The organism is Parabacteroides sp. AF18-52 (genome assembly GCF_003479145.1).
Lineage (GTDB): Bacteria > Bacteroidota > Bacteroidia > Bacteroidales > Tannerellaceae > Parabacteroides > Parabacteroides faecis.
Genome location: NZ_QUGR01000004.1, coordinates 264,270 through 278,805, shown reverse-complemented (window position 1 = coordinate 278,805; position 14,536 = coordinate 264,270). Strand labels below are relative to the sequence as shown.

Annotated in this window: 9 protein-coding genes; all 9 read right to left on the bottom strand. The window is 40.1% G+C overall.

All coding sequences use genetic code 11. The annotated features are described in order from the left end of the window. Positions 1 to 3 precede the first annotated feature (3 nt). The 9 genes from DWX23_RS09670 to DWX23_RS09630 all read right to left on the bottom strand — a co-directional run bounded on the left by DWX23_RS09670 (position 4) and on the right by DWX23_RS09630 (position 14,517). Entirely contained in the window at positions 4 to 1,431 is a 1,428-nt protein-coding gene (locus DWX23_RS09670; protein ID WP_122374324.1) for a lipopolysaccharide biosynthesis protein, read from the bottom strand. A gap of 1 nt (position 1,432) precedes the next feature. Then, on the bottom strand, positions 1,433 to 2,215 hold the full coding sequence (locus DWX23_RS09665; protein WP_122374323.1) for an NTP transferase domain-containing protein: 783 nt from the start codon (positions 2,213 to 2,215) through the stop codon (positions 1,433 to 1,435). Further along, positions 2,212 to 2,853: a gamma-glutamyl-gamma-aminobutyrate hydrolase family protein gene (locus DWX23_RS09660; protein ID WP_122374322.1), complete on the bottom strand. Its 642-nt coding sequence runs from the start codon at positions 2,851 to 2,853 to the stop codon at positions 2,212 to 2,214. Before DWX23_RS09660 ends, DWX23_RS09665 begins: the two co-directional genes overlap by 4 nt. Continuing rightward, on the bottom strand, positions 2,853 to 5,657 hold the full coding sequence (locus tag DWX23_RS09655) for a PEP/pyruvate-binding domain-containing protein (protein ID WP_122374321.1): 2,805 nt from the start codon (positions 5,655 to 5,657) through the stop codon (positions 2,853 to 2,855). Before DWX23_RS09655 ends, DWX23_RS09660 begins: the two co-directional genes overlap by 1 nt. A 24-nt stretch (positions 5,658 to 5,681) precedes the next feature. After that, positions 5,682 to 6,617, bottom strand: coding sequence for a UDP-glucuronic acid decarboxylase family protein (locus tag DWX23_RS09650; RefSeq protein WP_122374320.1), 936 nt, complete (start codon positions 6,615 to 6,617; stop codon positions 5,682 to 5,684). Beyond that, positions 6,614 to 7,930 (bottom strand): UDP-glucose/GDP-mannose dehydrogenase family protein, encoded by a 1,317-nt coding sequence (locus DWX23_RS09645; RefSeq protein ID WP_122374319.1) that lies wholly within the window; start codon positions 7,928 to 7,930, stop codon positions 6,614 to 6,616. The genes DWX23_RS09650 and DWX23_RS09645 overlap by 4 nt, the downstream gene beginning before the upstream one ends. 8 nt (positions 7,931 to 7,938) lie before the next feature. Continuing rightward, positions 7,939 to 9,873, bottom strand: coding sequence for a UDP-N-acetylglucosamine 4,6-dehydratase family protein (locus DWX23_RS09640; RefSeq protein ID WP_122374318.1), 1,935 nt, complete (start codon positions 9,871 to 9,873; stop codon positions 7,939 to 7,941). A gap of 616 nt (positions 9,874 to 10,489) precedes the next feature. Continuing rightward, on the bottom strand, positions 10,490 to 12,049 hold the full coding sequence (locus DWX23_RS09635; RefSeq protein WP_122374421.1) for an ATP-binding protein: 1,560 nt from the start codon (positions 12,047 to 12,049) through the stop codon (positions 10,490 to 10,492). Positions 12,050 to 12,240: 191 nt separating this feature from the next. Further along, on the bottom strand, positions 12,241 to 14,517 hold the full coding sequence (locus DWX23_RS09630) for a GH92 family glycosyl hydrolase (RefSeq protein ID WP_122352461.1): 2,277 nt from the start codon (positions 14,515 to 14,517) through the stop codon (positions 12,241 to 12,243). Between the last annotated feature and the right edge of the window lie 19 nt (positions 14,518 to 14,536).

The following is a 14,536-nucleotide window of genomic DNA, read 5'->3' as shown; positions in this document are numbered from 1 at the left end:
TTTCTATTTAAACAGTAAAAAAAACTCCTTTAACGTTTGATTAGCAAACAAATAAGACATTATAGCATAAATAAATACACAAGAGACTATCCCCACTATTATCTGAACATAACTTTCTACAAAAAAGTGTGATATCGCATATACACATAGAGCCATGAACAAGGAAAGAAACCAATAAGGAATAACATCGATCAATTGCTTTGAGAAACTTAAACCGATTAATTTTTCCGTGTAATAGGTATTAATATAAGATGCTATTACATAATAGATAACACGTCCCCAACACATACCAACAAGTCCTAAAGGAATGGAAGCAAACAATATAATTGTAGCTATAGTCTTTTTTACAAGTTCCAAACGAAGGGATAAATCCGTACGTCCTTTAACAAATAAAAGATTCAAATTGATTACACTCAAATGATCCAGCATCCAGCAAAAACACAATACCCTAAAAAGAGGAATGACCTCTTTCCACTTTTCCGTTAACAGAAAATCTACGATTGGCCCAGATAATGATGCTAAACCGAACATCAACGGAAAGATTAAATATGAACTTAAACGGATATATTTCCGATAAGCTTTTACCAGAGATTCGTTATCATCTTGAATACGACTTAACACAGGATAAGACACACGAGAAATAATCGAATTAATTCCCGAAGCAGGAAGAGAGGCAAATTGTTCAGCGTTCCTAAAATATCCCAAATCTGTAGCTGAAAAATAACGACCAATCATAATTGAATACAGATTGTAATATACAGAATGTATTAAGCTGGACAATGTCAGTCTTGATCCAAAAAAAAATAAGTTTTTAAAAGAAGTCCAAGAAAATATACCTTGTGGAATCCAACGAAAAAAAATAAAGAAACAAATACATAAAAATAGGTTATTGACCAAAGATTGAAACACTAAAGCCCAAACTCCAAAACCCTTATATGCAAGTAAAACGCCTACACTCCCTGAAACAATGGCAGCCACTAACGAAACCTTCAATTGACTCTTAAAATCAATATTAATAGTCAACCTAACCTTGGGGATCACAAAAAATGATGATACTACCAAATTAAGAGCTATAACCCGCATTACCAATATCAAGTCCGGCATATGATAAAATTCAGCAACATAAGGAGCCATTATAAATAAAACCCCATACATCAACACTGAGATAAATGTATTAAAATAAAAGACAGTAGAAAAATCTACCTCTGTCCTATCATTTTTCTGAATCAGTGCATTACTGAAACCACCATCAATCAATAATTGGGATACCTGTATAAAGATAGTAAGCATCGCTACCATACCAAAATCTGAGGGTAGAAGTAAACGAGCTAAACTAATATTGACAATAAGTTGAATGATCTGGACAGAAAAACGTTCTATAGCGCTCCACAATACACCATGAACAGCCTTCCGTCTCAAGTCTTTCTCCATACTATAATGCTATAAACCTTTGAATATCTGCGTTTTTAGCCAACTCTGTCATACGCTCATAATCCTCATTCGTGTCAAATTCGATCCAACCATTCTTATAATGGCTAGCCTTGACCTGAGCTCCTTCTTTTATCAAAGCCATCAATAAGTCTGTCATATACGCCTGACGAATATGTTTACCTGATAACATCCATGGTTTATTCAAGTATATAGGATAATCACGATCCAATAAATTCGTTATCATCTGTAATCCTACTTTTGAGAATTTTAGCAGTCCAACATAACGCGCATCAATATCATCTATACAAGGTGAATTTTCTCCCAATGACCTAATATTATCAGACTCGTCTATGCTCATACTCTCCGTATCAAAATCGACCTTTCCATAACGAGCTTTCCAATATTCTTTCCAATTATCATCTACCGCTACTACAAAATCGCCTGCTGTATGAATCATACCTTGTAGCATATTTTTCGAAAAAAGGATATCCGAATAACTAATTATGATGTCATCATCAAACTCAGAACGAGCCATCAATAACGATTCCACCATATTGGTTGTTGCATAATTCAAATTTTCATAATAAGTCACTCCTGGATAATCTATCTTATCTGCTGCAAATCCCCGAATGATAATGACTTCATTAATCCCGAGAGATTTGTAAATATCCAATTGACGCTCAATGATAGTTTTACCCTGGAACATCAGCATCCCTTTCGGCAAATTTTCCGTATACTTTTTCAACCGGGTACCTTGCCCAGCAGCTAAAATAATTGCTTTCATTTTATATTTTTTAAAATTATGTTTTTTATCTTTTCTCCAGAAGATAAATCCGAAATACTCCTTTCCGGATGGAATTGAAATCCTAGAATTCTCTTTTCCAGTGAAATAAAGCCCTCAACAACATCATTATCAACATCCATGGCTATAGGATAGAGTCCGTCAGCCAATTGATTCAAAAATATACCATCATTATGATAATTATTTACCATTAGAATTTCCTTTTCCCATTGTATGGGATGCTCTTTTCCTATATCCCTCGGAACCGACAAATCAGACAGTACAGATATCCTTCCTCCTAGCAATACATTCACATACTGCATTCCACGGCAAATCGCTACAACAGGTACGCCTAGTTGAATAGCCTTATCAAATAAAGCCTTCTCGATACGATCTCGACACGGAGAATCTACACCACTTCCAACCGGCTCATAACACCAGCCGGGAAGCGAACCTCCTCCGGTCAATATCAACAGAGAAGGTAACTCTTCAAATAAATAATCTACAGACGATATATAATTTGATACAGGGACAAGATTGTATCCCAGACCTTCAAAGTATTTAATGTAGTTCGACTCTAACGAGTCTACTGCACTCCCATACTTATCCACTCCTTCCCGCTGAGTTATTAATGCTTTCATCAATATATCCTGTTTATTTTCTGATTTCCACAATCCAATTCAATCCGCTCAGATCTGGATACGTAGTCATAGATCTTCTCGCCACAACCTATTGCAGCGGGTAAACTGAATTCAGCACAACGTATAGCCATGTGAGAGGCAGCACCACCATATTTTGTAACTAACCCCAAAATTCCTTTGGTAAATATCCAGTCATAACCAGGATCTGCCTGTGTGATCACGACTATCTTTCCTTGCAGTTCCTGTATACTACCTCCTTCCAGAGATATTGTTTCCGCTTCTACTTTGCAAGTCGTCACAAAATTTGGCCGAGCCTCGTTTTGCTCTATCATTTCCAAGTCTTCACTATCAGCTACCACCTCCGGAAGGATCAACATAGATTTCTCTTTGAAAATCTCTTTCCGCTTCGAGATAAGCGTCATCCAAAATTCCTTCAATTCACGACAGGACGGATAATATTCGGCTGCGTAAACATCTGATATCTCCAAATAAGACATATCTGACAAGGTGAGATCCATCCGTACGCCAATCTCTCCGAGTAATTCAAGAATAAGGCTCAGGGATTTTGTAAACTCGAACTTGAAATACTCCCTTTGTTCCAATGACCTTCTCATAAAAGACAGAATATCGACCATAGGTACAGAAAATTCCAGTTTTCCCAGGTTATTCTCTAACGCATTTATCAAACTCAAGGGAAGTTCCACTTCTTTATGAAAAACACATTCCTGCCCGGAGGGACTCTTTCCTTGATAAAAATCAATCTGATCATATCTGGGTGATTGTATATCATAAGTGCCACAACGTAAATGACCATATTGGGCATGGAACTCCCCTACCGTGAGCGCACCGGATAAGAAACGCTTGAAATCACGATCAAAACATGAAGCTACCGTATGGAGAGAAGACATAAACATATCCATATCCTTCTTGGACAATAGATTCTCAACAACCATTGATTTACAAAACGAACTGGATATAAAAGCGCAACGCGCCTGACGGGAGAACTGTGGAGTTCCAAGTTTTTTTAGAGCAGACAATAATCTATAAATAAACTGGAGAGTCACAAATAGATTACCACCCTTTATCTCACGATTTTTCTCAATCTCACACCGGATACCTTCTAGTTCACGAAGGGAATTTTGATCTGTTGACAATATCCTGGAATAATCTCGTAAGATATTCTCCGTTTGGACATGCAAATGCTTACCTATCGTTGAAATCTCATCCCGCGAAAATCCATATCGCTCTAACTCTTCGAGTCTCTTCTTCGTAGAGAAATCGAAACAACTAAAAACTATTTCAAACTCGATCTTGTCATGTGCCGATTTATCCTCCAAAATTTTAGAATGATAATAATCACACAGCTTATCCCTTAATCTATCGTCAAGTATCGATGGGGTCAAAGCCATAAAAGAGTAGTCTAGCGAAATATAAGGTTTATTACCTATTCGGAACATCAATTCATCCGGAACCCGCTTATAGCCCAATGGTAACAGGCCCTCGTTCCAAGCCTGTCGGGTTATTATCTCCCGATATAAAGAATAATCCAAATTGTGCGGATTCACCCCTATTATCTCTACCGGATTCCAAAACGCCATATCGGAAAGTAACATTGTCCTTGATGTTCGGTAGTTCTTTATCTCTTTATAAGACTGGATATCACTCTCATAACGACGATAAAACATCTCGTCATTATGCCGTACTTGAAATTTATAGTTTGCAGCCAAAGGACGTACCTGGAAGATAACGACACGATCATCAGACGTTATGGCGAATTCTATATCCAGGACCATCTTGTTTAACAAAAACTCTAATTCCCTCACCACCTCCAGTAACTTCTTCCATTTAAGGGGAGGGGAACTTTTTGCCTTTTTCCTCAATATCCAAATCGTGCTACCGCCACTACCGCTTGTCACAGAATCCGTTGAACTTCCATCCGCATAATTAATCAGATAATAGGGTAAATTACTATCCACATCTCTTGTAAAAATCACTCCGGAACAAATCACGTTTTTCGTCTGCCGTTGAATCAGAATCTGTTCATTCAAATAATTCTCCGTAAGTTTTTCATCATAGGAATTAGAAACCTTCTCCAATGCTTTTTTCACTTCCTGTGAATCGGAGGAATCCACGTTCAACACACTTTCATAATGACCAGCGTTCGAAGTTTTCAAACAATCTTCCGATACGGAGGAACTCCTTACCACGATCTTATCCCCCTGGAATATTTCAAGGACTCTTTGATATACAGAAGAGAAATCATTTATATAATCCCTTACAGACACGATGTATATATCCTCTATATATCCTTTTTGCAAAATTGACTTCAGGGCCAGTAACGTATTCGCTTTAGTCGAAATCAGATTAGATGAGTTATTTCTTTTTCTTCTTGATTTGGTTGTCAAGCAATCCAAAATATTTTGTGGAGACAGTTTCTCATAATAATCAACAACCTTAACTTCTCCTCCAATCTCCTTCAAGAAAACCTCGCTCGGTACGAAGTTACGGTCGTTTCCCACATACAGGATTATTTTTGCATCAGGATATTTTTCATGGATAGAACGTAAATTGGGAAGCGGATCAAAAGAATCTTGTTGACGTATCTCATCCACATATTTTACTCCTCTCAAAACGGATAATCTCTCTTCGTAAGAGGATACTAAAGTCCCATGCCAAGATAAGATCGCCTTATCTGATATCAATCCTAAGATCAGCAGATCACTCTCTTTTTTTGCCGATTCCAGCAAACGGATATGACCATAATGTAAAAAATCTATAATTCCGTAACTATATGAGATAATCATCCTTTATATTTATAAAATCCTTTATTACAAACATATCTCTCGAAAATATGCGACTGTTCTTTTCAATCCTTCTTCTAATTTGATCTTCGGCTCCCAATCCAACTTTTCTTTTGCTAATTGAATATCCGGTCGACGTTGTTTTGGATCATCACCGGGTAACGGGCAATAAATAATTTTAGACTTAGACTCAGTCAATTCAATTACTTTTTCCGCTAATTCCAACATGGTAAATTCTCCCGGGTTCCCTGTGTTTACAGGACCTAAAAAATCATCCGTCGTTGCCATCATGCGGACCATGGCTTCAATCAGATCATCTACATACTGAAAACTTCTTGTCTGGGTACCATCTCCGTAAATCGTTATATCCTCCCCATGCAGAGCCTGCATAATAAAATTAGAGACGACCCGTCCGTCATTCGGATTCATATTTGGGCCATATGTATTAAATATCCGAATGATTTTAATTCGTACACCATTCTGTCGATGATAATCCATAAATAGTGTCTCGGCTGCGCGTTTACCCTCATCGTAACAACTACGGATACCGATTGGGTTCACATTTCCCCTATAAGATTCAACCTGTGGATGAATTGCCGGATCACCATAAACCTCACTTGTTGAAGCCTGGAGAATCTTTGCTTTGGTCCGTTTAGCCAATCCCAACATATTCATTGCTCCGTAAACAGAAGTTTTCATTGTCTTGATTGCATTATACTGATAATGGGGAGGGGATGCTGGACAAGCCAAGTTATAGATCTCATCGACTTCGGCATAATAGGGAGAGGTTACATCGTGACGAACCAACTCAAAATTATCATACTGCAACAGATGGTGAATATTATCCTTACTACCAGTAAAATAATTATCCAAACAAATCACATCGTTGCCTTCTTTCACCAAACGTTCACACAAATGGGAGCCGATAAAACCGGCTCCACCCGTTACTAATATCCGTTTCATTTCTGTCCGATTCTAGAATAAGTAAAACCAAACTCTTTTAGTTCTTCGCCATCGTAAATATTCCGTCCATCCACAACTATATAATTCTTCATGGCTTTACGGATAATAGCCCAACTGGGCATACGGAATTGTTTCCACTCCGTCATCAAGGCGATAGCATCTGCATCGATCACAGCTTCATACATATCCTTACAATAGGTGACTACATCCCCTATCCTACGCTTTGTTTCATCCATAGCAATGGGATCGAATACATTAACCACAGCACCCGCTTTCAAAAGCTTATCAATCACCACCAACGCAGGAGCTTCGCGCATGTCATCTGTTTCCGGTTTAAAAGACAATCCCCACATAGCAATAGTTTTACCTTTCAGATCTCCATTAAAAGCCTTACTCAATTTATCAAACACAATATTCTTTTGCTCTTCATTTACCGATTCTACAGCTTCTATAACACGCATGTGGTATCCGTTTTCTATTCCCGTATGCAATAGAGCTTTTACATCCTTTGGAAAGCAGGAACCTCCATACCCACAACCGGCATACAGGAAACGGCTACCGATACGGGAATCCGCCCCCATACCTTTACGCACATTGTCTACATTTGCTCCGATACGTTCACAGAGATTTGCTATATCGTTCATAAAGCTGATACGGGTTGCTAACATGGCATTTGCTGCATATTTCGTCATTTCAGCTGAAGGAACATCCATGATCAGGATGGGATAGCCATTCAATGTGAAAGGACGGTATAATTTCTCCATCATTTTCTTTGCCTGTTCACTTTCAACTCCGACCACCACCCGGTCCGGAGCCATAAAGTCTTTAATGGCTGCTCCTTCTTTCAGAAATTCAGGATTAGATGCCACATCAAAAGGTATAGCAACTCCCCGTTTATTTAATTCTTCCTGAATAGCAGCCTTTACTTTCTGGGCAGTTCCAACCGGAACCGTACTTTTCGTTACAAGTAATGTATATTTATTGATGAAACGACCAACTGTATGTGCCACATCTAAAACATATCTCAAATCGGCACTTCCATCTTCTTCTGGGGGAGTTCCTACAGCACTGAAAACAACAGATACATTATCTAAACAAGTGGTTAAATCAGTTGTGAAATGTAACCTACCTGCTTCTACATTTTTTTTAACCAAGTCTTCTAAGCCTGGTTCATAGATTGGCATTACACCTGACTGCAAAGCTTTTATCTTCGCTTCATTGATATCCACACAGGTCACATCTACTCCCATTTCAGAGAAACAAGTACCTGTAACCAGGCCTACATAGCCTGTTCCTACAATTGCAATATTCATTATTAGAATTATTTATCCAGTTTTTCGTACTCCGAATTCTTACTCATGAACTCCGGCACAATCGATTTCATCACTTTCACTGTTTCCAACTTTTCTACTCGAATAGCCAAATTTACCAAATGCGAAACGATAGTTGATATATCAGTAAAATTATATTCCCTCACTTTCGCATGAAAGATTTTAGTATTGTTGGTCGGGAGAGTATTTTCTTTGGTTGCCAGTAACTCTTCATACAACTTCTCACCCGGCCGAAGACCAGTATATTTTATTTCGATATCTTTTTCGGGAATAAGACCGGCCAGTTCTATCATCCGACGTGCCAGGTCGGCAATCTTTACAGGGGTACCCATATCAAATACGAAAATCTCATTTCCTTTTCCCATAAAAGCTGCTTCCAAAACAAGACGGCAGGCTTCAGGGATCGTCATGAAATAACGGATAATATCAGGATGGGTGACTGTTAAAGGGCCGCCTTTCGCCAGCTGTTCACGGAAACGAGGAATAACAGAACCGTTACTACCTAATACATTACCAAAGCGGGTAGTGATAAAACGGGTTTTTCCCGGGTGTAATCCTTTGCTTATCGCAATACTCAGGCTTTGCACATAGATCTCTGCCAGGCGTTTGGAAGCCCCCATCACATTGGTTGGATTGACTGCCTTATCGGTAGAGATCATAATAAATTTATCTGTTCCATATTTTACGGACATGTCAGCCATATTACGGGTTCCCTGGACATTGGTATGTACAGCTTCACAAGGATTTTCCTCCATCAGAGGGACATGTTTATAGGCTGCTGCATGAAAGACATATTGGGGATGGAAACTTTTAAAAACACTTTCTACACGGGCTAGCATCCGGACATCACCCATAATCGGAGTAAAAACAACATCCGGGAATCGGTCTTCCAACTCCAAACGGATGGTATGCATAGGTGTCTCGGCACTGTCAAACAAGATCAGTTGCTTCAAACCAAATGTACAAAGTTGTCGACAAAGCTCACTACCGATAGATCCGGCAGCACCTGTAACCATAACGACTTTACCCCCTAATTCATCTGCAATCTCTTTCAGATTAATATTAATTTCATCACGTCCTAACAGATCTTCGATACGGACCTCCGGTAGATTTCGTAAATTGACTGTCCCCCCTTTTAACTCATCCACGGTAGGAAGCATCAACATACGAACCTTTTTCCGCTCACAATAACGAACCAGGCGTTCACTTTCTGCTTTTACTGCATGATAGTCGGTAAACAAAATAGCCTTGATACCTTTTCGGTTTACCAAACCATTAAATTCCAACTGATCCTTTACGGAATAGACCGGACATCCTCCTATGCGGATCTTACTTCTTTTTCCTATTCGTATATATCCTTCAATCTGATAATTATCAGATTGTTTCCAAAGAGAAATCGCAGGCGAATTAGAGACAGCGTCTTCTTCCCTGTAAATTAACAGCTTTTCGTTATTGGAAGCCACACTTTTGACTATCATGCTATACATTATTATTAATAAAGCACGAAATATTGTCAAAACGAAGAAAGTCAGAAATAGGTCAAGCAGCCCCCCTAAAAAGATTTGTAGAAAAGATAACGAGTGGATAAAACAGGAAAGAGCAGAAGTCATCAAAGCAACTTTCACAAAAGAGGCAATAGCAATACGCCCCGTTTCTGTAAAAGTTGAATGACGAATAATACCTTTATAAGTCTGGCAGGAAAGAAAACTGATTGTACTGCAAACGATAGCAAAGAGGTTTATATAAATAAACTCATGTATCGGCAGATTTATTTTCAAAATATTGCCAAGGGTCGCAAAAACTAAAAAAGTAGATAAAACTGAGAAAAATAGGTCTATAAAAAAGATTATCCAGCGATTAAAGTATTTTTGCTTCGAGAACAGAATGATAAGATCGTTGATTTTCAATACATTAATACTAGCCATATTTCACAAAAATGTTCGTCAGTCCCAAAATGAGACTAACACTTAAAGCTTATTTTTCAAAGCATACATAAGAAAAAAGAGTGACTAGAAAAAACGATCGTTTTTTTTAGTCACTCTTTTTTTGTTTGAAATTGTTAATTACTGATTAACAGATATTTTGCTAAATATAAAGGCAGGATATTGATACTTAGGAAAATAATAATTTAGAAAAGGCTTTGATTATTGGATTATAAAGAATACTTTTGCACACGAATAAATGACTAAAAAAAACGATCGTTTTTCCTAGTCATTCGCTTCTACCCTATTAATTATTTAATCTTATTTTTTAATTTATACATATAAACAATTCGATTTTCATACCAGAGTATTATACGATGCTTCATTTCCTATCCAGCAACAATCCATGATCGTAAAAGAAAAGTTGGAAAAGGAGCTTGATGGAAAAATACGTAAACGGTGATTGATTATAAAAGGATGAAATAAGATACTGATTTATTTAATTTGCTGTAGACAACATTTTATTAAGATGACGAGTAGCCATAGATTTAATATAGGCATCAGGCTTCTTTGCCTTAAAATAATACCATGCAAAAAAGCGATTCAAGGTGTATAAGATTTATACCTCTACAACTCCCCATTCTCCGATATTCCGTTCTTCACGATCGAACGAAACACCGACTTTTATTAGTTTACGATGATCTATTTTATAAGGTAACAGATATCCTTTATCGTCGATTTGCTGTAAAGCATCTGCTATACTTCCGTCCAACTTAAATTCGAAAACGTAAATGTATTCTCCGGTTTTGACAACTGCATCCGCACGACCTTTGGCACTACGGACCTCCGCATCACAGAATTGCCCCATCAATTTAAAGATCAGATAAAAGACAACTTGGTAATGACGCTCCGTCTTGTCATTCAATTCATAAGGGAAATCCGCAAAAAAAGCACGCATACGCTGCATAAAAGCATCGACATCGCCGGACTCCAGTTCATGGACAAATTTACCGATATAGAAGCCCCTTGCTTCTTCAGTGATGGAAGAATAGAAAGGAGTGATAAAGTTTAGGAATCCGTAACGCACCTCTTCGTTTGGAAATTCCAGTTTATAGAGTTTAAAACGAGCATCGTATTCTTTGATTGTCAGATATCCGCTTTGATAGATTAATGGGATCGGGTTGTTCCGTTCGGCACGGTATTCGGTAAAAGCCGATGCTTGTGTCTCTACACCATCGATCAAAAGACGAAGGTCGTATTCACTTTTCTTCAATAATTCGACCAAAAAGGTAGGAGTTCCGGTCTGGAACCAATAATCGCCAAACTCTCTTTTATCTAATGCACTTAACGCACTGAAAGGATTAAACACTCCCTCCCGGTTCGGATGAAAGTGGTAGCCGTCGTATTGCTTTACCATCGTTTCAAATGTTTCTTCCCACGTCAGTGACTGCATTTGTCCCAATTGTTCCAACTCAGGACGCAAGTTGTCGGCTAATTCTCGATGTGTTATACCGCAAAGAGTTGCATAATTGTAATCTAGGCTTATATCATTGAGCTGGTTCAAATCGCTAAAGACACTGACTTGTGCAAATTTAGTGACACCGGTCAGGAATACGAAACGCAGGTAACGGTCAGCACTTTTAAGCACACCATAGAACGCTTTCATCGTACGCCGATAGGCATCCATCAGAGATTCGTTATTAATAGCCTGTAAAAGAGGTTTATCGTATTCGTCGATCAAAACAACAACCTGACGCCCGGTCTGTTCCCAGGCACGACGGATGACATAGAAGAAACGTTCTTCCGGAGCACGCAATTTCATTTCATCTCCGTAAACGGCTTCCCACATTTCCAGATATTGATTTAAAATAGCTACCAGATCTGCTTCCGTTTCATATTTACGGGCATTCAAATCGAGATGCAACACCGGATAAGTATTCCATTCCTGTTCTAATTGTTCAATGGCTAACCCTTCAAACAGTTCTTTCTTTCCTTGAAAATAGGCTTCTAGTGTAGAAATCAGCAAACTCTTTCCGAAGCGACGGGGACGACTAAGGAAATAAGGAACTTCACTCGCTGCCAAATGATAAACCTGTTCAGTCTTATCAATATACAAATAGTTTCCATTCCGAATCTTTTCGAAACTTTGTATTCCTATCGGTAATTTACGATCCGTCATCATACGCTATTTAAACTTTTGTCTAGTTGCTGAACAAAGATAGACATTTATCCGCATAAAGCAGAAACAACCAACCAATTAATATCGACCACAACAGAATACAAAAAAATCAGCAAAGTAGCTACTATCTATACTACTTTGCTGATTTTGTTTTTAAGTATTTTCCGGATCAAACACGAAAAAAGAGGTCATTATTGAGGCATCGGAGCTGCTGAAGGCGGAGGAGTCTTTGTTCCCCATGTCTTATTGGCTTTCGGCCCCATCTCCAGTTCCAGCAGACCGCCCTGAGCGATGTCGCTGTGCTGGAACCACGGTTGGTTCAACACTTCACCGTTCAGGCGGGCAGACTGTACGTATTTGTTCTCAGGAGAAGCATTATTCGCTTTGACCTCGAATGTATTGCCATTACCCAGGTCAACCTTCACATCCGTAAATACCGGACTACCTATATTATATGTAGGCGAACCGGGAGTAACCGGATAGAATCCCATCTGACTGAAGACAACGAAAGCAGACATACCACCACCGTCTTCATCACCAGGAACACCCATCACATCGTTACGGAACCACTGGTTCAACAACGTACGGATACGTTTCTGTGTCTTCCAGGGCTGACCGGCGTAGTTGTACAGATACGGGATATGCAAACTCGGTTCGTTCGCCATCGAGAACATACCCACATTACCGGTATGGTCGGGAAGGAAGGAGTAAAAACTCCATTTAGACATACCCAGCGGTTCGTTGAACATAGAATCGAGAGCCGAAGTGAAGGCTTTGTCTCCACCGATCATAGAGATCAGGTCGCCGATATTATGCTGTACGTCCCAACGGTATACATATCCGTTATTCTCGTCGTAGTAATCGCGTGCACCCAGGCCACCATCATAACGGTAATCCATCGGCTCGATAAACTTGCCGTCCTTATCCTTCGGATGGAAGAAACGGGTATCGGGGTTGAAGAGGTTACGGTAGTTGTACGATTCGCGCAGGTAATGTTTAGCTTCGTCAGTCTTACCCAGTTCGGCAGCGATCTGTGAAAGACACCACTGGTCGTAAGCCGTACCCAAGGTAACAGCTACCGGCTGGCGTTTTTCCCAGGGAGAAACATTGGCTACAGTCTCTTTTTCGCCTGGTTTCAATGCCGGGATATAACCGTGTTCCTTATAGAAATCATCCAACCATCCGGCAGGTGCTGCCGACCAGGGGATCAGTGTTTTCTCTTCGATACCTTTCTTTGAGGCAATATAAGCCTTTTCCAGGTCGAAGCCACGTAAACCTTTCTTCCAGGCATCGATCACGGTGGCTACGGCATGGTTGGAGTTCATACGACGCGAATCGCCGGTAACTTCCGGGAAGGTCGGCATCCAGTTCGTACCCATCTGTTCTGCCATCAGCAGGAAGGAGTTGATGATATCGCTTTCACGTTCGTTATCGATCAGGATACGCAATGGGTGGGTTGCACGGTATGTATCCCAAATCCAGTCGTCGGTATAGAAAGGACGACCTCCGTCTTCATGTACCTGGCCGTCGAAAGCACTGTAATAGCGTCCGTCTTCACTCAGGTTGACCGGACGTTCGTAGCAACGGTACAGGGAGGTGTAGAATACCACCTTGTCGTCTTCCGTTCCGCCTTGAGCCTGTATCTTGCCGAGGGCATCGTTCCAGTCGTTACGGGCGATCTTGGCAACCACATCGACATCATAGGCGGCAATCTCACGTTCCAGGTTCTTCTTAGCCTGTTCTTCGCTGATAAATGAGATACCGTAACGTACACCCAGCTTCTTTACATCATTTCCATAAGAGAGGACAAGAGCAGCGTCTTTTCCTTCTACTGATGTTTCGCCGTACTTCACAGTGTTGTCGCTCAATACGCCGGATTTCTGCGGTGTCTTGTCGGTTTCCGCATAAAGGTATACTTTTGTTTTCCGGTCGACGAACTGGTAACCGCTGACGTTCTTACCGTCGGTCTTCAACTGTCCGTTACGGCTGTTGAAGATCAGGTAGGCAGGACCTTCGCCTTCAAACGTAATACCATAAACGGCACTCTGGTGAGACGGGGCAAAATCTACGTCGATATTGTTGTCGTCCAGATATACCTGATAGCGATAAGGATAGATCTTTTCCTGATCGTAGCTGTAGTTGATAACCGGTTTCAGTCCGGATTCCTCTCCCTGGTACGGGCTCAGGTTGAAAGCGGAACTACCGCGGTGGCTGGTCACGATAACAGGCAGTCCGCTCAACAGGTCGCCGGTAAAGTCGGCACGCTCCGGATATACGCGAAGCATACTGTTAGGCAGATGTACAGTCGGATAGGTCGGCACCAGCAGGTGACTGATATTTCCCATGTAAGGGTTCACATAGTCCACCGGGCTTTTTTGCGGGGAAGACATATCTCCCCCGGAGGCACAAGAGGCCAGTAAAAAGATGGAAGCCAAAAAGGCTACGGGTGTCTTGAATCTTTTAATCATTTTTCTGCTATAATTTATA